This window comes from Acinetobacter sp. Q85-2 (assembly GCF_013420555.1).
In the GTDB taxonomy this organism is placed as follows: Bacteria; Pseudomonadota; Gammaproteobacteria; order Pseudomonadales; family Moraxellaceae; genus Acinetobacter; species Acinetobacter indicus.
This window is the reverse complement of record NZ_VOXW01000005.1, coordinates 26,776-50,666: the sequence shown is the minus strand read 5'-3', so window position 1 is coordinate 50,666 and position 23,891 is coordinate 26,776. Positions and strand designations below refer to the sequence as shown.

The window sequence follows — 23,891 nt, the reverse complement described above, 5'->3', positions numbered from 1 at the left end:
AAATATTTAACTTTTCTTGCTATTTAATCCCTTCAATTTCCCTTTTATTCTGCTCAATTTCATGACTCATTTCAGGTAATATCTGCTGTAAAAAATCCAGCAGGCTGATGGCTTCTGGTTTTTGCACAACGTTTGCTGCCACCAGCGCTTTCTGCTCTGCCAGCAATTGACTAACGGCGCGCAACTCCGGCTTTTGCCCCTGCCCGAAGCCAGTACTGATTTCAGCAAATTGCCGATATAACTGCTCACGGCGTGCCAACAATTCAGGTGAATGCTTTGCACGGGTATCCGCTACCGATTCAGAAACATTCGGCTCTACCTGACTTACACCTTCTACTGTACTCACAGCGGAAACAGGTGATGCAACTAGCTCTGCTTCAGCAACAGCCTGTTGCGATGCTGGCCGGAAAAACCACAAGATCAATCCGGTTAACAACACCAACAGGCCAATTCCAAGCCACAATCCAAGATTGAATTTTTTCATAGGCATATCAACGGGCAGAATCAGCCAGCGCATTCCTGCTGCTGTCTGATTTGTCCCCACAGCTCAACCATTAAGGTGTCGACCAGTCGGCTGGCACATAACCAATACGAACCCGTTGCGGATGGTTCCCCACTGGCACACTGCGGACTTTTTCTCCTGTAGCGAAGTCAATCACCGTGACCACATCGGTTTCACTTTCTGAAATTACACAGCTTTTGCCATCTGGACTGCGCGTAGCCCAATACGGTTTACCGGCCGGAATGAGCTGAGTGGCCTGTAAGGTGCGCCGATCCACAATAGTGGCATAGTCATCCATGGTGCCTGCCACACAGAGCTTTTCCCCATCGGCACTAATGGATAAACCATGATGGCGCGAGTCATTGACCCATTTGGTCCGGTCTTTAGGAATAGTGCTACTGCCCGGCAGCTGGGCGATGCGAGTAATCTTGTCCTGATTTAAATCATATTCGACCAGACCATTAAAGAAAGATACCTGCGCATAGAGCTTGCTTTCATCTTTACTGAACACCATCGGACGTACCGAGTTCGACAGGTCTTTACGTCCAAAAGCATCTAAAGCCAGACGCAAATCAATTTTTTTCAGCACCTTATAGGTATTGGCATCGGCGATGGTAATATAGCGTTTGCCCTTGGTGAAATCCTGCCACTGTGCATCGAGTGAGGTTTCCACATTCCCAATCGCCGAGTTCAGAATTTTGCTGCCATTGGCAAAATAGATGTTTTCATGGGGCTTATCGCCCGTTGCAAAACGGCCCAGCTCTTTACCGGTATGAATGTCCAAGACATGCACCACATTACCAGAAGAAGCTGACACCGCCACACGCTGACCATCTGGTGATACCGCCATATGATCCGCACGGAAGCCTTCTACCGGTGTGCGCCAGTTAATTTTTCCGGTTTTGATATTAATTGACACCACATCGGCAAAGCTTGGCCGCGAGGCCACAATTGACTGGCCATCTGGTGTGGAGTACATATCATCGACCAGCTGGTCATTGCCCTCGCCCGCAGTTTGCTGAATGTAGGTATAGGCAATTAGCTTGATTGGATTTAAATGAATTTCCAGCAGCCGCTGTTTGCGGTCCGGAATCATATTCACCACCCCAATCTTGCCAAAATCACCGGAAGGACGAATCACTGTGACCGTTCCATCCCAGTTATTGCCCACAAAGAAAACCTGTTTGGAATTGGCCGGTGCAGGCATTTCTGTAGAGGCTGCCTGAGCAACGTTGGCGCTGAGTGCCGTGACAGCACAAACGGCCGGCAGCAGATATTTACGCAGGGTATTTTTATAGTCCATGTTATTGTTTTCCTAACCATGTGTTCATTTTTAATTTGTTCTTGTCATACTCACGTATCAACACTGCATCAGCATAAAGACAACAGGCCCTAGAAATCTATCCGCTTGCTGTAAAATCCGACGGAAGCCCATTTGATCTTGCAGATCGAGCATCAATAAGCTCCGGTTTTTGCAATACATCTTATTAGTGAAAATCTGTAACGGTCCTGCTCCCTTTGCAAGTTGTGCAGAAAGGATTAAACTGCGGGCACCACTTGTTTTTATGCCCTGCTCTGTGACCCACGACCTGATCCAGCTCCGTAAACAGCTGCGCAAACAACGCCGCCAGTTAAACCGCTTTCAGCAACGTCAGGCTGAGCAGCAGGTATTGCAGCGGTTACGTGCATGGCCGGCGTATCGGCAGGCTCAGAAAATTGGCGTGTATTTACATGCCTTTGGTGAAATTCATACCACTAAAATCATTGAACTCTGTTTTGCCCAAGGTAAACAGGTGTATTTACCAATGATCTGTAATATGAATGACCGGCTGGTCTGGGTGCGTATCCAGCAAGGTCAATATCGTAATAAACGCTTTGCCTACCATCGTTTGGGTATGCAGGAACCGATGGCCAGTCGTGGCCAGCATGTCTCCGAACTTGATCTGCTCTTGATGCCTTTACTGGCCTGTGACCGACGCGGAACCCGGATTGGGATGGGCGGCGGCTATTATGATAAAACGCTGGCCAGCGCCCCGACCACACCGCTGCGGGTCGGGCTGTGTCATGATTTCCAGATTGTGGATGTCCCTTTGGCGCGTGAGGCCTGGGATCAGCCGTTAGATGCCCTGATCAGTCCACATTTCCAGTATTCTTTTCAGCGCAAGTTTGCGATTTATAATCATTAACAATGAATTAAAATCATCAACTTAGCTAAATTTCCAACAATTTATAGACTTCGGCCCTTGTAATTTTTAAATTACCCATCACTATAAAAAACATGGCAACACCGTTGTCACTCATTAGGAGTGCCCATGTCTGAAATTATTATGAATGAACAAACCTTAGAGCCTCAGGTTCCAAGTGTATTACCGCTTTTAGCGCTACGTGACGTGGTGGTTTATCCGCACATGCAAATTGCGCTATTTGTAGGTCGTGAAAAATCGATCAATGCAGTTGATGTGGCTCGTAACAGTGACAATCTAGTATTTGTAGTTGCGCAAAAAGATTCGCTTACAGAAGAAATTGATCACGACAATTTATATCAATACGGTACTGTCGCGAAGATTGTGCAAGTTGTGAATCACGAAAATGATGAGAACTGCATCAAAGTCCTGATTGAAGGTCTACATCGCTCGAAGCTGGTCGAAATTATCGAAGAAGAGGACCATCTAAAAGCAGAACATCAGTTAAGCCCAATGACGGTTGCGGTAGACAGTGAGGTTCAGGCCACACGTGTGCTCGAATTGCGTGCCCTGTTTGCACAATATGCCGAAGCAAAATTACGTAATGCGCGTGAACTGATTGCTGCGGTCAACAAAATTGATGACCTGCTGCAATTGCTGTTTTTTGTGGCGACCCGCGTTCCATTGAATATCGAAGTGAAACAGAAATTCCTGGAACACGATGAATTTGAAGCGCATTTACAGGAACTCATGACCTATTTGCTGCAACAGTCTGAAGAACAGCAGATTGAGCAAACCCTGCATGATTCTGTCAAACGCCAGATGGAAAAAAACCAGCGCGAATACTTCCTGAATGAAAAAATGAAAGTCATTCAGCGCGAACTTTCCGATATGAATGGCGGTGCGGAAGATGACGTTGCGGAAATTGAAAAACGTTTGGCCGAAGCCGATTTACCGGAACACGTGCGTAAAAAAGCCGAGTCTGAACTGCGCAAGTTAAAAGCCATGCAACCGGCATCAAGTGAAGCGGCTGTGGTCCGTAACTATCTTGAAGTAATTCTGGATACGCCGTGGAACAAGGCCAGCAAAGTCAGCATTAACCTGAACAAAGCTCAGGAAATTCTGGATGCCGATCATTATGGTCTGGACGAAGTCAAAGAACGCATTGTGGAATATCTGGCAGTTCAATCACGCGTGAAAAAACTGCGTGGCCCGATTCTGTGTCTGGTAGGTCCTCCAGGTGTTGGTAAAACCTCTTTGGGTGAATCAATTGCCAAAGCCACTGGCCGTGAATTTGTGCGCATGGCGCTAGGCGGCGTACGTGATGAAGCGGAAATCCGTGGTCACCGTCGTACCTATATTGGCGCGATGCCGGGTAAAATTGTGCAGTCTTTAACCAAAGTTGGCGTCAAGAACCCGCTGTTCCTGCTCGACGAAATTGACAAGATGGCGCAAGACTACCGTGGCGATCCTGCCTCGGCGATGCTGGAAGTACTCGATCCATCACAAAACAACAAGTTCAATGATCACTATTTAGATCTGGACCTGGACCTGTCTGAAGTGATGTTTATCTGTACCGCCAACAGCATGAATATTCCTGAAGCACTTCTGGATCGTATGGAAGTGATTCGTCTTCCGGGTTATACCGAAGAAGAAAAAGTGAATATCGCCGATCGTTATCTGGTGCCAAAAGCCATCAAGAATAACGGTTTACGTGGCAAAGAACTGACCGTACATGAAGAAGCGATTCGTGACATTGTACGTCGTTATACCCGTGAAGCCGGTGTGCGTAGCCTGGAACGTGAAGTCTCTAAAATTGCACGTAAAGTGGTCAAAGAAGCGGTCAGCAAAAAAGCCAAAAACCTGCAGGTTGAGGTCAACGCGGGCAACTTGCCAGACTACTTGGGTCCACACAAATTCGACTTCGGCATGGCGGAAGAAGAAGCAGAAGTGGGTCGCGTAAATGGTTTGGCCTGGACCTCTGTGGGCGGTGAATTACTGACCATTGAAGTGGCGACCATGAAAGGCAAAGGCACCTTCATTACCACCGGTTCACTCGGTGATGTCATGCAGGAGTCGATTAAAGCAGCCATGACTGTGGTGCGTACCCGTGCCGACTCTTTGGGCATTGAGTCTTCAGTCTTTGCTGAAACCGATGTACACGTGCATTTACCTGAAGGTGCTACACCAAAAGATGGTCCATCGGCAGGTCTGGCGCTGACTACCGCGCTGGTGTCGGCCTTTACCGGTATTCCAATCCGTCCGGATATTGCCATGACCGGTGAAACCAGCTTGCGTGGTCGTGCTATGCGCATTGGTGGCTTGAAAGAGAAACTGTTAGCCGCACACCGTGGTGGTATTAAACTGGTATTTATTCCACAGGAAAACGTCCGTGACCTGGCGGAAATTCCGGATAACGTCAAAGACGGTCTGGAAATTAAAGCAGTGAAATCCATTGATGAGATTTTACCGCTGGCATTAACCTCAATGCCAAAACCGCTGGTGAAAGCACCGATTGTAAAACCGGTAGAAGAAGGTAAAGCCGCACGTCACTAAGTGGTGCCTTCATATCTTCTCCACAAAAGAGAGCTTCGGCTCTCTTTTGTTGTTTTCGGGTGATGAAATGTTCCACTTGAAAAATTTCCGTTCATCTCCATCTATAATAATACAGAGCATATTGCTGTAAGTTTCTTTCTTTATTCCTGCTCATCGTATGGCCATTCAAACTCCAGATGAATGGCCTGTTTGACCGCAGTCCTACTCTATTTCAGGGCTGCGTTTTTTATGGCCGCTTATGGCGTTGCCCCGAGCAGTTGATGAATCAGCCCATCAATCACCTGGCCCATTTTGGTGACATTTAAAGTATCCAGCGTATCCTTTTCGGTATGATAATTCGGATTACGATAATGCGAAGTATCGGTAATCAGCAGTGCTGGAATATCATGCTGCCAATAACTGCGATGATCCGAAAACCCGACTGCACTGACAAACGCCGGCATCACCAGCCGTTCACACTGCAATTTATCTAACAGGCGCATCTGCTGACAGTATTGCTCACCCAGCGCATTGGACTGAAAATTACTGATCGCGGCAATATAATTGCCATGACTTGGATAAATCCATTTTAACCCCATCGGATACTGCTGGATTAAACGCGAATCATAGTAGCCAATCATTTCCAGCACATAGACTGCCTGAATATGCTCTTTTTCGGCCAAAATAGATTTGGCATGTACCTGACTGCCCATAAACTCGGTCTGATAATACGGTGCTTCTTGCAGGGTATAAAAAACAAACTCGACATTATGCGGCAGCTTGGTTTTTTCCTGGCTTAAAATACGCGCTATTTCAATTAATCCGGCCACACCGGAAGCATTGTCATCAGCGCCCTTCTGGTTGCCATGCACATCATAATGCGCACCTAAAATCACCCGATCTGAACGGCCAACCTTTAAATGACAGACCACATTGCGATAACTTTTTCCATTCACCGGATAAGTCTGGTACTGGCATGGAATGCCGAATAAACGCATCTGCTCTTTAATCCAAGCCGAAACCCGGTTCAATTCTTCAATATTTTTATGATTACGGTACACGCCCGGCGGCCCGATAATCTGCTGCAAATAGACTTTCAAGTTTTGTGGATCGGCCGGTTCATATAATGAAATGGCGGCGGATAGCGGCTGCATCCAGCCCAGCAGCAAAGTACAACCCAATATCCCTAAACCGTTTTTAATCTGTTGAAATAACCACATTTATTATTGTTCCATACAAAAGCAGGTTTTATTGTCCTGTGGCTCATTAAAGCAACAGCAGCATACAGATTACAATTTCAAATTGTGTCTTTTCTCCTGCACAAGTGGCTTTCAAGGTTATAATTACTTTTCATTTTCTTGCCTGTTTTATTATGAAAATCCGTATTCTGACCATTGGTCAAAAAATGCCGGCTTGGGTACTGACTGGTTTTGAAGATTATTTCAAACGTATACAGCCTTTTGTACAAACCCAGATTATTGAATTGCCGATGGCCAAACGTGGCAAAAATGATTCAGAAGCCGATATTTTAAAATACCGGCAGATTGAAGGTGATAGCATCTTAAATGCTCTGAAAGCCAATGAAACCCTGATTGCACTGGAAGTGGGTGGGCGTGAATTCAGCACCGAAAAACTGGCTGAAACCATGAAAGGCTGGATGCTGGAAGGCAATGATATTGCCCTGGCCATTGGCGGCCCGGATGGTCATTCTGAAGCGGTGCGTAAAGCTGCAGCATGGCACTGGTCTTTATCTAAACTGACCCTGCCACATCCACTGGTGCGAGTGATGCTGATTGAACAGCTGTACCGGGCCATGAGCATTAACCATAATCATCCTTATCATCGGGCGGGTTAAGAAAACCCTACCCATTGTTTCGTATTTAGAACATTCTGTTGAACCCGACCCGGTTTAATAAAGCATGTCGCTTTGACATGATAGGACCAGAATCGTGACATAGGCTTTCATTATGAATTTACAGACCCTTCCCGGCTTATTTATATCGCATGGTTCGCCTATGCTCGCGCTCAATCCTGAACAGGTCGGGCCGGCACTTGCCCGTTTAAGCACCAACCTGCCCAAACCGCAGGCGATTGTGGTGATGTCGGCGCATTGGGAAAGTCGCAGTCTTGAAGTCAACACCGGTATTCGTCCAGAAACCTGGCATGATTTCCGCGGCTTCCCGGAAGAGCTGTACCAGATTCGCTATCCGGCACCGGGACAACCTGAGCTGGCCGAAGAAGTATTACAGCTACTGGCCAATGCCGGTTTTAATGCGCATGCCAACAGCACCCGCCCGCGCGATCATGGGGTATGGATGCCTTTGCTGCATATGTATCCTGAAGCGGACATTCCGGTAATTGAAGTGTCGTTGCCGATGCATCTGCAAGCTGCAGATCTGTACAAGATTGGCCAGACCTTGGCGGTGTTACGTGAACGCCAAATTCTGCTGATTGGTTCAGGTAGTATTACCCACAATTTAAGAGAGCTATCTTGGGACAACCAGCACAGCGTGGTGCCAGAATGGGCTTCGACTTTCCGTAATTATGTGGTCAGCAAACTGGCGCATCAGGACTATGATGCGGTACTGGACTGGCCGACCATTCCGTATGTCAATCGCAACCATCCCACTATCGAACATCTGGCACCCCTGTTTTTTAGCATGGGCACCGGTCATCGTTTTAGTATTGTGCATAGCAGTTTTACCATGGGTGCACTGGGTATGGATATTTACCGTTTTGACTAAAATCTAGCGCGACCAAACATAACTTTTTATTATTTATTAACAAAAAATTATTTATGGATACATTTTGCAACCGGAAAGGGGCAAATGTATCCATTTTTTTAAATAGCAAATCGGTTATATTCTGATAAATTTCCGATAAGTGCTTTATTTATAAAATGAAACTCAAATATTTAGCTATTTTACTTTTCCCTTTAAGCTTGGCCGCTTGCCAGAGTAGTGATCTGCAACGTGCGGGAGATATTGCAGTGTCTGTATTACAACAACAAAATGCCGATAAGATTGTCAGCGCTTACCAATGGTCTTTAGATACCGGCACAGCCAAACCCTTGACCCTGAATTTTAATGACAATGGCCGTTTAAGTATTGGCACCAGCTGTAACCAGATGGGCGGTAACTGGCAGATTAACAACAACCAGTTACAGGTGGGTATGTTAATCAGTACCGAAATGGCCTGTGAAGCCAGCGCCATGCAGCAGGAACGTTTTGCCGCTGCCCTGTTCCAAAAACCTGTCAGCGTGCAGCTGGACATGAAAGATACACAACAACCGAGCTTAATCTTGACCGCTGCAGATGGCCAGCAACATACTTTTCAGGGCAAAATGACGCCGGAAACCAAATACCAGTCGGCCGGTGAAACCATCTTCCTGGAAATTTCCCCGGAAACCAAAGCCTGTACCGGCGTTGCTCCACAAACCTGCTTGCAGGTACGCGAAGTCAAATACAATGAACAGGGTCTGAAAACCCAAGTTGATCAGGACTGGACTTTATTCTATGACCAAATTGAAGGCTTTCAGCACAATCCGAATGAACGCCAGATTATTCGGGTCAAACGTTATGAACTGAAAAACCCGGCGGCTGATCAATCCAAATATGCCTATGTACACGATATGACGGTTGAAACTGGCCGGATCAATTAACAGCAGATCTTAAAAAAATAACCCATAAAAAAACCGAGGTCAGTGCCTCGGTTTTTTCAGCTTATACGCAGTTAAAACTTAGTATACGCCTTGAGCCAGCATTGCATCAGCAACTTTTACGAAGCCTGCAATGTTTGCGCCGTCTACGTAGTTAACAGTACCATCTTCCTGAGTACCGTATTTCACGCAGTTACGGTGAATTTCTTTCATGATTGCGTGTAAACGCTCATCTACTTCTTCAAACGTCCAGCCCAAACGTAATGCGTTTTGAGACATTTCCAGACCAGAAGTCGCTACACCACCAGCATTTGATGCTTTACCTGGTGCATACAGAATTTTCGCCTCAACGAATTTCTCAACTGCCTCTAAAGTAGACGGCATGTTGGCACCTTCAGCCACACAGATTGCACCGTTAGCCAGTAATACCTCAGCATCTTCACTGTTTAACTCGTTTTGAGTTGCACATGGCAGCGCGATGTCACACTTGATACCCCAAGGACGTTTGCCTTCCAAGTATTCAAAACCGTGTTTAGACGCAAATTCAGAGATACGGCCACGTTTGATGTTTTTCAGATCCATCACTTCTTTCAGCAATTCGTCTGTGAAACCATCTTTCACATACACAGTACCGTTAGAGTCAGACAGTGAAACCACTTTCGCGCCCAGGAACATGGCTTTTTCAGCAGCGTATTGCGCGACGTTACCTGAACCAGAGATTGCTACGACTTTGTCTTTGAAGCTGTCGCCACGAGTTTTCAGCATTTCCTCAGCGAAATAAACTGTACCGTAACCTGTTGCTTCTGGACGTGCCAAAGAACCACCGAATGTTAAGCCTTTGCCCGTGAACACACATGAAGTGTCATTGCTCAGCTTTTTCATCATACCGGCCATATAGCCAACTTCACGGCCACCTACACCAATATCACCCGCCGGGATATCTGTGTCTGAACCTAAATGACGATAAAGCTCGATCATTAACGCCTGGCAGAAACGCATGATTTCGCCTTCAGATTTACCTTTAGGGTCAAAGTCTGAACCGCCTTTACCGCCGCCCATTGGCAAAGTAGTTAAGGCATTTTTGAAAGTCTGTTCAAAACCTAAGAATTTCAGGATAGACAGGTTCACTGACGGGTGGAAACGCATACCACCTTTGAATGGACCAATTGCCGAGTTGTATTGAACACGGAACGCACGGTTCACATGAGTTTGACCCTGATCATCTACCCAGGAAACGCGGAACTGGATCGCACGTTCTGGCTCGACTAAACGCTCTAACAGACCATGTGCAGCGTATTGAGGATTCTTTTCAATGAATGGCCACAGGCTGGTCATCACCTCTTCTACTGCTTGTAGAAACTCTGGTTGATAGGCATCACGTGTTTTAACGTAATCTAGGAAATCGTTAAGGCTGTTATATTTCAACGCTTAATCCTCAGCAGAATGTTGGATCAAAATTGGGCAAAATTTCAATCAATGATTTATTTTGGCGCAAAATATTAAATATCTTTTGTTAACAATCTACAATAGTTTTTTTCAAAAAACTTTATTTAATCCATATTTTCAATAAATTAGATTGATCAAAATTGAAAAATTATTCCATTTTTTGTAAGCAAATATGTATTTAAAATTGACCATTTTGCCCAAAAATAAAGCAGATTATGGTCCAACTTTGTACACAAGCTTAATGCTTGAAAACATGCTAGAATCTGCGGCTCAGGTTTATTGTTCGCTTTCTCTGCGCCCTTCGCAGCCGTGGTTTTTACATGAATTCGCAAATTGCTCTCATCCAGAATATTGATGCCCTGCTTCCTCAAACCCAATGCGGTTTATGTGGACATCGGGATGGATGTTTACCCTATGCAAAGTCGATTGCCGAAGGTGAAGCCGCCAATAAATGTGTACCGGGCGGTCAACCGGTTGCCGATGCGCTGGCCAAACTGCTGGGCAGAGAACGCTTAACCGCCGAAGCCAGTGTCTGGCCCATTCAGTCCGATGGCCGTCCGCAGCGTATGAAAGCGGTGATTCGTGAAGATGAATGTATTGGCTGTACCAAATGTATTAATGCCTGCCCGGTCGATGCCATTTTAGGTTCCGGCAAACTGATGCACAGCATTCTGACCGACCTGTGTACCGGCTGTGAACTGTGTATTCCACCCTGCCCGGTGGACTGTATTGATCTGGTTGAAGATGTCAAACCCGTACCCACAGACGCGGAACGGATGAGCGAGCAGAAGGATTTACGCCAGCGCTATTATGCGCACATTCAGCGTGAAGAGCTGCGCCGCCTGCACCGTAAAGGGCCCGTGGTGCGTGCTGAAATTGATACCGCGCTGTTCGCCCAGTTCTCGCAGCAGACCGATGCCGTACCGGAAATCCAGATGGTTGAAAAAGCCGATCATCCGGCTGTCACCCACGATGCCAAAACCACCATCGAGCTGGCCAAGCTCAGAACCCAGATCAAAAAATTAGAAAAACAGCTGAGTGTGCGTGAAGATGCCAACAAGCGCGCGCAACTGGCGCAGCTTCAGCAACAATTACAGCACTTACAGGGAGAGGCCTAATTCATGAGCAGCGCAGTCAAACCGGTAAAAAACTTGACCCGAAAGCAGGTCTATACCTTTTTTGAGCGCTTGCGTGAACAGCGTCCGCATCCAACCACCGAACTGAATTTCTCCTCACCGTTTGAATTGCTGGTGGCAGTGACCTTATCGGCGCAGGCCACCGACGTCAGCGTGAACAAAGCCACAGATAAGTTATTTCCAGTAGCGAATACTCCGGAAGCGATTTATGCACTGGGGGTTGATGGGCTAAAGGACTATATCAAGACCATTGGCCTATATAATTCCAAAGCGGAAAATGTGATTAAGGCCTGTAAAATCCTGATTGAAAAGCATAACAGCCAGGTACCGGAAAATCGGGCCGATCTGGAAGCCTTGCCGGGTGTGGGGCGTAAAACAGCCAATGTGGTGCTGAACACAGCGTTTGGTCAACCGACCATGGCAGTCGACACGCATATTTTCCGTGTCGGCAACCGGACCGGTTTAGCCGTGGGTAAAAATGTGCTGGAAGTGGAACACCGTCTGGTGAAAGTGATTCCGAAAGAATTTATCGTTGATGCACATCACTGGCTAATTCTGCATGGCCGCTATTGCTGTATTGCCCGCAAGCCCAAATGTCATGAATGTGTGGTGGCCGATGTCTGTAACTGGCCAGACCGGTTTGAGTTTGGAGCTGCGCGCCAGATTGCGGTCAAAAATATTGAAGCTGAATCCTGAATTCAGCTTTTTTATACTTGAAGATGACCTGCGCTGCATATTCGAGGTAGATCATTCAATAATGCTGATGTAAGTCGGGCGACCAAAAGCCGCTTAGTCTTGTGCGTCTTTATCCTGTGCTTTTTTCTGCTGCTCTAATTGCGCCTGCAATTTAGGATGCAATTGACGCTGCTGTGGCTGGTTGGCATTTGCAGCACGTTCTTCCTGACGCACTTTTAGCAGCATTTTATAGCTGATATAAAACAGACCCACCAACATGGCCAGGAACAGCACCATTAAAATTAACATACCAATTTTCACCGAGGCAGTTTCCTTATACGCACGCAAATAAAAAAGGAGCCCTACTATGACCGAGGACTCCCTTAAAGTCAAAACAATCAGCGGGTGATTATTTTGCCTGATCTAAAATTGCGAACAGATCCGCTTGTACGTCTTCAATTGGACGCAGACCGTTAAGTTTGTCATACGTCGGTGCATTTTCACCTGTCGCTGCGCGGCCTTGGTAGAAACCAACCAGCTGCTCAGTTTCAGTGTGGTAAGACGCTAAACGCTTACGAATGGTTTCTTCCTGGTCATCTGGACGTTGTACCAGATCTTCACCCGTTTCATCATCTTTACCTTCCACTTTTGGCGGATTGTAAACGATGTGATAAACACGACCAGAAGCCGGGTGCTGACGGCGACCAGACAGACGCTGTACGATTTCTTCGTCCGGTACATCAATTTCAATCACGTGATCAATGTTGATGCCTTCTTTTTCCAGCGCTTCCGCTTGTGGAATGGTACGCGGGAAACCATCAAAAATGCAGCCATTGGCACAATCAGGTTGAGCAATACGCTCTTTCACTAAACCGATGATCAATTCATCTGAAACCAGACCACCGCTTTCCATTACGTTTTTAGCCTGTAGACCTAATTCAGTACCTTCACGAATCGCAGCACGGAGCATATCACCGGTTGAAATTTGTGGGATATTGTAGCGCTTACAGATCAACTGAGCTTGTGTACCTTTACCTGCTCCAGGTGGTCCGAGTAAGATAATGCGCATAAAAAAACATCCTCATTTTTAACAATGTACATGACACTTTGTTCATGACGAACTCAGGTTCGACATGCTGTCCAGCATCCAATTATAAGAAAGCGACAAACAAATGTATTAAACCAGCAATAAAACCGGTTACCCCTCCCAATACAATCAAGATCCATTCATCTTCCTGAAAGGCAGGACGCAATAAATTTTGAAACTCTCTTGGTGTAAGTTCAAGAATACGTTCTCTAAACATTTGATAGATTTTCTGTGCACGGCTCGCATTAAAGGCTGGGTCGCATACAGGCACCATCGTAATTTCAATTGAGCGATCGATCAAGTCTGTCTTGAGTTTTGCGTATTCTTTTGGCCCTAAAGACAATTGTAAAGAGGTTCTGACCAGTGGGGTTTCCATAATTTCATTAATATGGCGTTTAACAATCCGACGGGTCTTGTCTTTTTTACTGCCATACATCATTTCGGTCATAATGGATTTTAAAGTAATTAAATCTTCGGTGACCACACTGGCAAATACATCAGACACCTCTTCCTGGCGCTTCATAAAGGCACCCTGAACATTATAGGTGCCAATGCGCGGAATAACAGGTTTAATCCACGGAAATTTGCGACTCTGTGTTCGCGTAAAAAATTGTGGATACTTCACATAATGCGGTTCAATCGGGTTGAACACCATCCAGATCGCAATCCAGTTGGTTAAAAAGCCCCAGATGGCGGCCCAGAATGGTACGGTCCAGTGCCACGGCACAATAAACCAGACAATCATCTGGAATATACCAAAGAACATCCCGATTAACGCACTGATATGCCAGATAAAGTTAATTTCTTTCTGGCCCACTTTCAGGAACATGCGCACCATTAAACGGCGGTCGCCTTCCATCTGGCGTACCACCATTTCGCGCATATCCACCAGTGACTCGACATTCAAAGTCAGTTCAGTGACCAGTTCACGTAGCACCGCAGGCAGCTGTTTATGTGCCTGGGCATAAATGCGGCGTTTAATTGAATACGGCAGGTTCTCCCACAGCACAGCATTGCGATCGATCATCACCTCATCAATTAAATGCTCCAGCTCGAAACCGACCTGCTCGCCAATAATCCGTGCCATATCTTCCGGGTCCATGGCATCCAGAAATTCGCGCAATGAGCCCAGTTTAGACAAGGTATTGTCGGTAATAATGCCTGAAATACGCCCGGCTTTTCTCGGCACAATCCCCTGCCAGCCCACCGGCAACGGCCCCAGATGAAAGCCCCAGAAATTAATGGGATAGAACACCATTTTCAGTGCCATCCACACGTGGGCCCAGGTCACAAAAGCGGTGACAGGGATAATGCTGAGCACAGCCCAAAAATCCGGGCGATTCAAAAAGGTTTGCCACAACTGATTGATGTACTCAAGCATGCATATTTTCCATATTTATTTCTAATTACCGGATTCTAAAAGCATTTAACTCGCTATTCTGGCTATAAACCCACACTTAAAGTATAGGAAAATTGTAGTTTTGGCTCGGTTTCTGCAATCACCCGACCGGCCCGATCTTCCAGTTTTTCACCTGCACCAATCCCCACACTAAAGGTACTGATCCGTTCACGGCTCAGCAAGACATAAGCAAGATCTACACCAGCGCCCAGACGTGCTTTCTCTTTCTGGTCGACCACTTTGGATTCAAGATGACCCGCATAAGCTCCGATATAATAACCATTTTTATCTTTACCGGTGAAATGATATGGCAAGCGAAAGCCAATTTGTCCACCCGGTTCATGATCCCCATTTAAAAATGCCCCGGCTTTGGCATAGGCAATACCGTAGGGATTGACCCATTCTGCATTTAAATGAAGTAATTTTTGTGTAATTCCTGCCCCGATATTCCAGGTTTTTGTATCTTCCCCGGTCAATTTTGCCTGCGGGAAAAAAGAAGATTCTTCGGCATAGGCCACATTGCACAGCGCAATACATGCCACTAAGGAATATACTTTTTTCATTATTTTCACCAAGTTCCTTAATTCTAATTGTAAAACAATCCTGTTTTATTTTTTTGACTGTAGCAGATTTACCCAGATTCTTATATACAGCAGCTGATCTTTTTATTGTCGCAAAAGTCAAAAACCTAAATCACATTATTTGTGTCGAATCGGTCATGCAGGCATACGCAAAGCGCTGTGTTATCGGCTAGAATAACAGCCCTATTCTCATCTCCTTGATCTGTTTAAGCCGATTGCATATGAAACAGCACTTTCCTTTAAAAAACGTTCAGCAAGAAAAGCGCATTTTTCGCAATCGGGTATTCATCTCTATCGGGCTGGTCAGTTTCTTTTTACTGCTGCTGGTGGTGCGTTATGCCTATCTGCAAATCAGCAGCTTTGATGAGTTTGCCACCGCATCTGACAAAAACCGGATTCGCCTGCAACCCTTAGCGCCTGCGCGCGGTTATATCTATGACCGTAATGGGGTGTTGCTGGCCGATAACTATCCGGTCTTTACCGCGACCTTAAGCCGTGCCGATGTGGAAGATATTGATGCCACCATCGAACGGCTGACCCCGATTTTGGAACTGACTGAAGAAGATATTGAACGCTTCCAGAGCCGGATTAAAACCGCACGTAAAACTGAACGGGTGTCCATTAAACTGAATCTGAACGAAACCGATATTGCCCGTTTCAGTGAAGTGAAATTCCAGTTTCCCGGGGTGAATATTGAAACCCAGATGACCCGTTACTATCCACATGGTGAGCTGTTTGCGCATGTGATTGGTTATGTGGGCCGGATCAATGACAAAGAGCTGAAAGAGATTGATAAAGATGCCTACGCCGGCACCAACCTGATTGGTAAAATTGGCGTAGAAAAATCATACGAACATTTACTGCATGGCGTACCGGGCAATGAATCGGTCGAGGCAGATGCACACGGTAATGTGCTGCGTCACTTGGGCCGTAAAGATCCGGTTCGCGGTAATGATCTATACCTGTCCTTAGATTATGGCCTGCAAGTGGTGGCCTCTGAACAGCTGGCCGGCCGCCGTGGTGCGATTGTCGCGCTCGATCCACGTACCGGGGAAATTCTGGCGCTGGTGTCGAGCCCCAGCTTTAACCCGAACCTCTTTGTCACCGGCATCAGCCATACCAATTATGCTGCCCTGCGCGACAATATTGACCAGCCGCTGTATAACCGCGCCGTGCAAGGGGTGTATCCGCCCGGCTCGACCATTAAGCCGATGTTTGGTTTAGGCGGGATTCATTATGGTCTGGTCGACTGGAGCACCGCGATTCAGGATTATGGCTATTTCACCTTACCGGGCGATAGCCACCGTTTCCGTGACCATAAAAAATCGGGGCATGGCATTGTCAATATGCACACCGCTCAGGTGGTGTCCTGTGATACCTATTTCTATGTACTGTCCTACCGGATGGGCATTGAAAAGATGAATGACTGGATGCGCCAGTTTGGTTTTAGTGAACGCACTGGCGTCGATTTACCAAGTGAAAGCACCGGCCTATATCCAAGTCCGGAATGGAAGATGCGTACCCGCAATGCCAAATGGATGCGCGGTGAGACCATTTCGGTCAGTATTGGTCAGGGTGCCTTTACCGCGACGCCATTACAACTGGCCATGGCCACGGCCATTACCGCCAACCAGGGCTTTAAAGTCACGCCACACGTGCTGCGTGAAAGCCGCGGTGCACGGCCATTTAAGGTGCATAATGGTACAAATGGCCGCATTGAATTTAACGGGACCGATGAAGACTGGATTAAAATGCGCGATGCCATGGTCGATGTTATTCAATCAGGCACCGGTAAAGGCATTAAAGGCGGCCTGCAATATTCAATTGCCGGAAAAACCGGGACCGCGCAGGTCAAAAGTATTGCGCAGGGCAAACGCTATAATGAAGCGCTGCTCACCGACCGTCAGCTTGACCACGGTTTATTTGTCGGCTTCGCTCCGGCAGAAAAACCTGAAATTGCCATTGCGGTGATTCTGGAAAATGGCCGTGGTGGGAGTGCTGCCACGGCCCTGGCCCGTCCAATTCTGGATTACTGGCTACTCAACAAAGACAAGAATCCGATTCGTCCATCTGCGGCCCAAATTAGTGGTGGCCTGATGACCGCCGGTTTAAAGCCAAGTGAACTGCCAAGTGCCGAAGGTGCTCGTAGCACCACCACTCCGGCTCAGGATACTGCTGCATCTGCGCCAGCAACACCGGCCGCTGCCCCATCTGCCACAATAGAGAGTGACTAAACCATGAAAAACCAGCTACGAATTATTGGTGGAGACTGGAAACGTCGCCAGTTGGCCTTTGCCAGTATTGACGGTTTACGCCCGACGCCGGACCGGGTGCGTGAAACCCTGTTTAACTGGCTGATGTGGGATGTGCAAAATGCCAAAGTGCTGGACCTGTGTGCCGGCTCGGGGGCGCTTTCCTTTGAAGCGCTATCACGTGGTGCTGCACAGGTCACCATGATTGAACCGGACCGCACTCAAGCCCAGTTCCTGACCCAGAACCTAGAACTGTTAAAAGTCACCAAAGCCCGGGCCCAGTTAAAAATCAGTACTGCACAGCAGGCGCTGGCCAGTCTGAAAGACAGCTATGATCTGGTGTTTCTTGATCCGCCTTATAGCCTGGATTTATGGGAACAGCTGGCACAACTGGCTGATCCATTAATTCAGGATAAAGGCCTGATTTATGTCGAAGCCGACCGTGATCTAAAACAGCTAAAACTGCCGGCCTCCTGGCAGCAAATCAAGGAAACCAAAGCCGGTACGGTCCGCGCCGGACTGTATCAGAAATCACTTTAACGTTTGATTGAACGGTTATAAAAAAAGGATTCCAGATGGAATCCTTTTTGATTTATACGCCCGGTCGTAATGGACGCTGCACTCCAGAAGTCGGCGGCAAAGCCGTCACTGGTTTGGCCTTAGCTGGATTACTCGCCTGTGGTTTTTTCGCTGGCGGCTTGTTGGCCACCGGACGATTTGGCTTTACTGGTTTGCTTTGTGCAGGTTTACTCTGTGTCGGTTTATGTGCAGGACGGTTGGCCTGACCCGGTTTTTGCCCATGCGGACGTTGAGCATGTGGACGATTCACTGGCTTAACCGATGGACGCTGCTGAATATACACCGGACGGCGTTCATTTTCCCAACGCGACACGGTATATGGATAGTTTGAATAGCCTCGATCATAACCGGTATAAACGCTATGTCGTGGACCATTCTCATACGGCGTGACCACACACCCGGTAAGCGCCACCGCCACCAGCGACACAAAAGCCAGCTTTTTCATGCAATTTATTCCCTGTTCAGATGGCTGCATTTTCAGCAATTAGCATGAATTTACTGGCAATTTTTTGTTGCGTTCCTGTATGTACAAGTTCACATTTCATGCATATCTAGGCTATTTTTCTGGTGGATAAAAGAAAAGACTGGCCGAGCTTCTGTCCAGTTAAGGTTTTATCTGCTCTTCCCAATCTAATATTTAAATATAGATATAGAATTGACTTAGGATAAATGTGCTTTTGACTCGATATTCAAGCAGCACAAATATTGAATGCACAAAAGAAAAAAAAAAGACAGCCGTAGCCATCTTTTTAGAATCAGGGAAAAATAGAGATATTGCTTAGGCTATTTAGTTTTTAAACAGGCCCTGCTTTTCAATAAACTCAATAATCTGCTCCAAACCATCTTTGGTTTTCATGTTAGAAAATAAAAACGGTTTATCACCACGCATGCGCTTGGCATCCTGATCCATTACTTCCAGACTGGCGCCGACCATCGGGGCTAAATCGGTTTTGTTGATAATCAGCAAATCGGATTTGGTAATGCCCGGCCCACCTTTACGTGGAATTTTTTCACCACCGGCCACATCAATCACATATAAAGTCAGATCGGATAATTCCGGGCTAAAGGTTGCTGCCAAGTTATCGCCACCACTTTCAATAATGATCAATTCCAAGCCATCGAACTTTTCACACAAGTCGTCAATCGCTGCCAGGTTAATCGAAGCATCTTCACGGATGGCAGTGTGCGGACAGCCACCTGTTTCGACACCGACAATCCGGTCTGGGCTCATGGCTTCGTTGCGGGTAAGAAAGTTGGAGTCTTCCTTGGTATAAATGTCATTGGTGACCACCGCCATGTTATAGCGCTGGCGCAAGGCCTGACATAAATTGAGAGTAAGTGCAGTTTTACCTGAACCGACTGGACCACCGATGCCGACACGTAATGGAGAACGTTCTGTCATGTTGATTTTCCTTATAAATGCCCTCTCCTTCTAGGAGATGAGCAGTCATACTGCGCTAAGGTGAGGTGATTTCCCTCTCCCAAAGGGAGAGAGAATATTGATTAAATTTTTGAGCCCTCTCAATCTCCCTTTAAAAAGGAAGACTTTAAGAACGAAATAAGCGTGAATACTGAGTTTCATGCGCCATACTCAGCATGGCGTAATTGGGTAAGGCGCTACTGAGCTGCTCATCTTCCAGCGTTAAGGCTTTTTCGATGGCTGCCGGAACCTGCTCATGTAAATACCATAAAATCCGTTGCCCACTCATCTGCCCCAGCGGGACAGTTTTCACCGCCGCCAGCACCTGATTTTCCAGCACAGTAAAGGTATAAGCGGTTAATACATCTGCGTCATTGAGACCCAACTGGCCGCAGAGCTGGGCATAAACCGGCACAAAACCTAGCTGTTTTTTCACCGTCACCGGCATTTTCAGCACATCTTTAATCCATGCATTAAGAGAAAATGCCAGCTGCTGTGATTCTGCTAAAAGTTCACGGCTTTCCCGACTGGCACGATAAATCTGCGCCCAATGATCAAACTGTGTGTCATCATCATAAAATTGCATCAGCCGTTTTAAGACCGGTAGTTCAAAACGTACCAGTAGCATCTCCAAGACTTCTTCAAAGTAGGCGATGCTACTGCTTTCATCTTGAATCAGGCCCTGATCAATCGCACTTTCTACCCCTTGCGAATAGCAATACGCTCCGACCGGTAACGCTGTCGAGGACAGGGTTAGCAGTTTGAGCAGTTGCGCTGCATTAGTGATGGGCATGGGCGTGAATAGCCTTGATCGGGCTTAAACGATGATCATGACTGTGCTGTGCGTATGCCCCGCTTTCTGGTTCAAAGGGATGCTCGACTTCACTCACAGTCAGACCCAGTCCAATGACCATTTCAGCCAGCACATGATCTGGTTCAAAATACAGTGCAGTTGGCGTGAGCATCAGCGGTACATGGCGGTTGCCGAGGTGATACGCCGCTTTCAATAAATCAAAATCGGTTTGGGCGACCACTTGCATCAGGTGTTCAGGTTTTGCATCGACCCGGAGTACATCCCCTTGTTCAGTGGCAATAAATGAGCCGCTACGCAAAATGCCGGTACGCGGCAGGTCTGCACCAATATCGGCGCCTGATTTTAATGTTGCACGAAATCGGCTCTTTTGGCGGGTGTCGAAGCTGAGTTCAACGATTTCAAAAGTGCTTCCCTCTGAAATGTGTTCTATTCGTTGAGTGTAGATTTTCATGCTATTCCTTTTGTCACGAAGATGTTTTGCTTTGATTTATGTTTTTCAATTTCAAAGCAAAATATCTGTAAATTTACGCATCAAAAGTAAGCAGTTTTTATGCCAATTATGAGTTTTCTTGGTGCATTTAATTTTTCTTTTCAACATCAAGCTGATGATGATTGGGAACTGTCAATTTATAAGTATTTGAGATTCTTTGAACTCTATAATAAGGAATATTTTCTGCTTCACATATCATTTCCAATTTTTTTTCATCGGCTACCGAGATTTTTAAACCTCCGATAACACTACAAATTAAGTCATCGTATGGGAGCTTCTGAATAGATTCACTCGTATTTGGTCTGATGACTCTAAATTCTTTTTCATAACTCCACTCAGCTGCTTTAGATGTATAAATTTCAATTATTTTACCATTTGGATCTAACCTAGTTTCTCGATCAATTACTAGCATTTCATCCATATAGCTAACAGGAATCGGGAAAAAATTTAAATAGTTCAAACTCGGGTTAAGTAAATCGGTTTTTCTAAACTTAAACTCTGTTAAAAAACCTTTATGAAAGTCTGCATAATGAGACCACATTAGAATATTTAACGGATTATGATTCAAACAACATATCCCCATTAAACTATTAATATCCGCAAAATATGTTAGATCATTAATTGCTTGATTTTCTTTCTCTATACTTTCTTTTTCATAATGCATCGCTTCTTCATTCGAAATTTTTTGTTTGAAAAGCTCTAAAAATTTCTTTTGAATTTCCTCTACAGAATAATGGTAACTTTCATCAACTGCGTAAACACAATCAAAAGGGTCATTAAATTTATCGGGCTTAGTAAAGCTGATTGTTCCTTTCGTTAAAAGCTCTAATCGACTATCTGTTATAGGCTGGTGTTTATATAAATAAATATAGTCTTCATCTTGATATACAAAAGGATATTCAGAAATATTCAGCAAATTAACTCTCTCTTCTTTTTAAGTCCTAGATAAATTCGCTTGTATACCTTTTATACAGTTAATTCAAGAGTTAGCACCCTCATCCTCTTGCGGAATTATATTCCTCATCCCAAAGGGATGAGGGAACGTAGATGCAATTAAATTAATCACTTCTTTCCCTCTCCTTTTAGGAGAGGGTCAGGGAGAGGTCAATCAAAACAAAAAATACCGCTGTGCCATCGGCAACACTTCCGCAGGTTCACACGTCAGTAATTTCCCATCTGCCCGAACCTCATAAATTTCAGGATCAACTTCCATCACAGGGCAGTAAGTATTCAGCTTCATATCTTTCTTCTGAATATCCCGTGTGCCTTTACATGGGCTAATCAACTTTTTCAGCCCTAGCTTTTCATGCACACTCGCATCAATCGCCACTTGCGACAAGAAGGTAATACAGGTGTTATGCACACCACGGGCATTGGCACCAAACATCGGACGATAATGCACTGGCTGAGGTGTTGGGATAGACGCATTAATATCGCCCATTGGCGCAGCGGCAATCATGCCACCTTTAATAATCATCGACGGTTTTACACCAAAAAAGGCAGGCTTCCACAGCACTAAATCGGCCAGTTTTCCGACTTCTACCGAACCGATTTCATGGCTTAAACCATGGGTAATGGCAGGGTTAATCGTATATTTGGCGATATAACGCTTCACACGATGATTGTCATGCGTGGCATTATCACCTTCTAAAGGTCCACGCTGCACTTTCATTTTATGTGCGGTTTGCCATGTGCGTATCACCACTTCTCCAACACGCCCCATCGCTTGCGAATCCGATGACATCATGGCAATTGCGCCTAAGTCTTGCAAAATATCTTCCGCAGCAATGGTTTCACGGCGAATACGACTTTCCGCAAACGCCACATCTTCCGAAATTGCAGGATCTAAATGGTGACAGACCATCAACATATCCAGATGTTCATCAATGGTGTTGATGGTATAAGGACGGGTTGGATTGGTCGACGATGGCAACACATTTGGCTGACCAATGGCTCTTAAAATATCAGGCGCATGTCCACCACCGGCACCTTCGGTATGATAAGTGTGAATGGTACGGTTTTTAAATGCCGCCAACGTTTCTTCCAAGAAACCACTTTCATTTAAAGTGTCGGTATGAATTGCGACTTGCACGTCAAATTCATCTGCCACAGTCAAACAGTTATCAATCGCTGCAGGTGTCGAGCCCCAATCTTCATGCAGTTTTAAACCCACTACACCTGCACGAATTTGCTCGGCAATCGGTTCAGGCTGACTGAGGTTACCTTTACCCAATAAACCAATATTCATGGGTAAATCGTCAATGGCTTGCAGCATGGTGGAAATATGCCAAGGACCCGGAGTCACCGTCGTTGCCGATGTGCCTGCTGCAGGACCTGTACCGCCACCAATCATGGTGGTGACGCCTGACATGAGTGCAGTTTCCACTTGTTGTGGGCAAATCCAATGAATATGGGTATCCACACCACCTGCTGTTAAAATTTGTCCTTCACCTGCAATCACTTCAGTAGCAGCACCAAGTGGAATGATAATATCCGGCTGAATATCAGGGTTGCCGGCTTTACCAATTTTCCAGATACGTCCGTTCTTTAAACCGACATCAGCTTTAACAATGCCCCACCAATCTACAATTAAAGCATTGGTAATGACGGTATCGGCAACGTCATCAGCCAAAAGTTGTGACTGCCCCATTCCATCACGAATGACTTTACCACCACCAAATTTAACTTCTTCACCATAAGTGGTGAGGTCTTGTTCCACATCAATAAACAGTTCGGTATCGGCCAAACGAACCCGATCGCCTACCGTTGGACCAAACATTTCCGCATAGGCACGGCGTGACATTTTCATTTTAATTTTTCCTTAATCCAATGGACCCATGACACGACCGGCAAAGCCATAGACTTCGCGTTTACCGGCTAAAGCCACCAGTTCAATATCCCGGCTTTGACCCGGCTCAAAACGTACCGCTGTGCCTGCGGCAATATTTAAACGAAAACCTCGTGCCGCTTCACGGTCAAACTGCAAGGCATCATTGGCCTCATAAAAATGAAAATGTGAACCGACCTGAATCGGACGGTCACCGGCATTTGCCACGGTCATTTTTAAGGTCTGACGCCCCACATTCATTTCAATGTCTGAGTCTGGGGTAATCACTTCTCCGGGTATCATGTTT

Annotated in this window: 24 protein-coding genes; 9 read left to right on the top strand and 15 right to left on the bottom strand. The window is 46.1% G+C overall.

All coding sequences use genetic code 11. The features are described 5' to 3' along the window. Positions 1-19: 19 nt before the first annotated feature. Positions 20-517, bottom strand: coding sequence for a hypothetical protein (locus FTT68_RS03735; protein ID WP_180056487.1), 498 nt, complete (start codon positions 515-517; stop codon positions 20-22). 37 nt (positions 518-554) lie between these two features. Next, entirely contained in the window at positions 555-1,805 is a 1,251-nt protein-coding gene (locus FTT68_RS03730; protein WP_180056485.1) for a YncE family protein, read from the bottom strand. Positions 1,806-2,079: 274 nt separating this feature from the next. Here FTT68_RS03730 and FTT68_RS03725 point away from each other — a divergent pair, with 274 nt between their 5' ends. Both FTT68_RS03725 and lon read left to right on the top strand, forming a co-directional pair. After that, the gene (locus tag FTT68_RS03725; RefSeq protein ID WP_168399723.1) at positions 2,080-2,688 is read left to right on the top strand and encodes a 5-formyltetrahydrofolate cyclo-ligase; all 609 of its coding nucleotides are present in this window, start codon (positions 2,080-2,082) and stop codon (positions 2,686-2,688) included. A gap of 126 nt (positions 2,689-2,814) precedes the next feature. Beyond that, complete coding sequence (gene lon / locus FTT68_RS03720) at positions 2,815-5,241, top strand: endopeptidase La (protein ID WP_016659256.1); 2,427 nt, start codon at positions 2,815-2,817, stop codon at positions 5,239-5,241. 236 nt (positions 5,242-5,477) lie between these two features. Here lon and FTT68_RS03715 read toward each other — a convergent pair whose 3' ends face one another. Next, positions 5,478-6,440, bottom strand: coding sequence for a M28 family peptidase (locus FTT68_RS03715; RefSeq protein ID WP_180056483.1), 963 nt, complete (start codon positions 6,438-6,440; stop codon positions 5,478-5,480). A gap of 152 nt (positions 6,441-6,592) precedes the next feature. Between FTT68_RS03715 and rlmH the strand changes: the two genes are divergently transcribed. From rlmH to FTT68_RS03700, 3 genes are all read left to right on the top strand, one after another. Then, positions 6,593-7,075, top strand: a complete 483-nt coding sequence (gene rlmH / locus FTT68_RS03710; protein WP_005179274.1) for a 23S rRNA (pseudouridine(1915)-N(3))-methyltransferase RlmH — start codon at positions 6,593-6,595, stop codon at positions 7,073-7,075. 112 nt (positions 7,076-7,187) lie between these two features. Then, positions 7,188-7,964, top strand: a complete 777-nt coding sequence (locus tag FTT68_RS03705; protein WP_087662515.1) for a dioxygenase — start codon at positions 7,188-7,190, stop codon at positions 7,962-7,964. Between the two features lie 155 nt (positions 7,965-8,119). Then, positions 8,120-8,881, top strand: a complete 762-nt coding sequence (locus FTT68_RS03700) for an META and DUF4377 domain-containing protein (RefSeq protein ID WP_087662516.1) — start codon at positions 8,120-8,122, stop codon at positions 8,879-8,881. Between the two features lie 78 nt (positions 8,882-8,959). Here the strand turns inward: FTT68_RS03700 and gdhA are convergent, their stop codons facing one another. Then, entirely contained in the window at positions 8,960-10,303 is a 1,344-nt protein-coding gene (gene gdhA / locus FTT68_RS03695) for an NADP-specific glutamate dehydrogenase (RefSeq protein WP_180056482.1), read from the bottom strand. A 341-nt stretch (positions 10,304-10,644) separates the two neighbouring features. On the opposite strand from gdhA, the gene FTT68_RS03690 reads away from it, so the two are divergent. Continuing rightward, positions 10,645-11,442: an RnfABCDGE type electron transport complex subunit B gene (locus tag FTT68_RS03690; RefSeq protein ID WP_104470011.1), complete on the top strand. Its 798-nt coding sequence runs from the start codon at positions 10,645-10,647 to the stop codon at positions 11,440-11,442. A 3-nt stretch (positions 11,443-11,445) separates the two neighbouring features. After that, a complete protein-coding gene (nth, locus tag FTT68_RS03685) occupies positions 11,446-12,156 on the top strand; it encodes an endonuclease III (RefSeq protein WP_045796358.1) in 711 nt (236 codons plus the stop codon). A gap of 93 nt (positions 12,157-12,249) precedes the next feature. Here the strand turns inward: nth and FTT68_RS03680 are convergent, their stop codons facing one another. From FTT68_RS03680 to FTT68_RS03665, 4 genes are all read right to left on the bottom strand, one after another. Further along, positions 12,250-12,456 (bottom strand): hypothetical protein, encoded by a 207-nt coding sequence (locus tag FTT68_RS03680; protein WP_005179286.1) that lies wholly within the window; start codon positions 12,454-12,456, stop codon positions 12,250-12,252. An 88-nt stretch (positions 12,457-12,544) separates the two neighbouring features. Next, complete coding sequence (gene adk, locus FTT68_RS03675) at positions 12,545-13,204, bottom strand: adenylate kinase (protein WP_005179287.1); 660 nt, start codon at positions 13,202-13,204, stop codon at positions 12,545-12,547. 82 nt (positions 13,205-13,286) lie between these two features. After that, positions 13,287-14,603: a hypothetical protein gene (locus FTT68_RS03670; protein WP_005179289.1), complete on the bottom strand. Its 1,317-nt coding sequence runs from the start codon at positions 14,601-14,603 to the stop codon at positions 13,287-13,289. A 62-nt stretch (positions 14,604-14,665) separates the two neighbouring features. Next, positions 14,666-15,184, bottom strand: coding sequence for a hypothetical protein (locus FTT68_RS03665; RefSeq protein WP_104484164.1), 519 nt, complete (start codon positions 15,182-15,184; stop codon positions 14,666-14,668). A 239-nt stretch (positions 15,185-15,423) separates the two neighbouring features. On the opposite strand from FTT68_RS03665, the gene mrdA reads away from it, so the two are divergent. Together mrdA and rsmD are read left to right on the top strand one after the other, a co-directional pair. After that, entirely contained in the window at positions 15,424-17,436 is a 2,013-nt protein-coding gene (mrdA, locus tag FTT68_RS03660) for a penicillin-binding protein 2 (protein ID WP_104470010.1), read from the top strand. A gap of 3 nt (positions 17,437-17,439) precedes the next feature. Next, positions 17,440-17,994: a 16S rRNA (guanine(966)-N(2))-methyltransferase RsmD gene (rsmD, locus tag FTT68_RS03655; RefSeq protein ID WP_016659264.1), complete on the top strand. Its 555-nt coding sequence runs from the start codon at positions 17,440-17,442 to the stop codon at positions 17,992-17,994. Between the two features lie 52 nt (positions 17,995-18,046). Here the strand turns inward: rsmD and FTT68_RS03650 are convergent, their stop codons facing one another. The 7 genes from FTT68_RS03650 to FTT68_RS03620 form a co-directional block, all read right to left on the bottom strand. Continuing rightward, positions 18,047-18,478 carry a hypothetical protein gene (locus FTT68_RS03650; protein WP_104487345.1) on the bottom strand — a complete coding sequence of 144 codons (432 nt, stop codon included), beginning with the start codon at positions 18,476-18,478 and terminating at the stop codon, positions 18,047-18,049. A gap of 342 nt (positions 18,479-18,820) precedes the next feature. Continuing rightward, complete coding sequence (ureG, locus tag FTT68_RS03645; protein WP_005179298.1) at positions 18,821-19,435, bottom strand: urease accessory protein UreG; 615 nt, start codon at positions 19,433-19,435, stop codon at positions 18,821-18,823. Positions 19,436-19,580: 145 nt separating this feature from the next. After that, positions 19,581-20,246 (bottom strand): urease accessory protein UreF, encoded by a 666-nt coding sequence (locus FTT68_RS03640; protein WP_005179301.1) that lies wholly within the window; start codon positions 20,244-20,246, stop codon positions 19,581-19,583. Further along, on the bottom strand, positions 20,233-20,718 hold the full coding sequence (gene ureE, locus FTT68_RS03635) for an urease accessory protein UreE (protein WP_180054781.1): 486 nt from the start codon (positions 20,716-20,718) through the stop codon (positions 20,233-20,235). Before ureE ends, FTT68_RS03640 begins: the two co-directional genes overlap by 14 nt. Positions 20,719-20,845: 127 nt before the next feature. Next, positions 20,846-21,673, bottom strand: a complete 828-nt coding sequence (locus FTT68_RS03630; RefSeq protein WP_168370108.1) for a DUF2971 domain-containing protein — start codon at positions 21,671-21,673, stop codon at positions 20,846-20,848. Positions 21,674-21,865: 192 nt separating this feature from the next. Next, positions 21,866-23,566: an urease subunit alpha gene (gene ureC / locus FTT68_RS03625; RefSeq protein ID WP_180056480.1), complete on the bottom strand. Its 1,701-nt coding sequence runs from the start codon at positions 23,564-23,566 to the stop codon at positions 21,866-21,868. Positions 23,567-23,578: 12 nt separating this feature from the next. After that, a complete protein-coding gene (locus FTT68_RS03620) occupies positions 23,579-23,887 on the bottom strand; it encodes an urease subunit beta (RefSeq protein ID WP_180056478.1) in 309 nt (102 codons plus the stop codon). Positions 23,888-23,891: the final 4 nt, after the last annotated feature.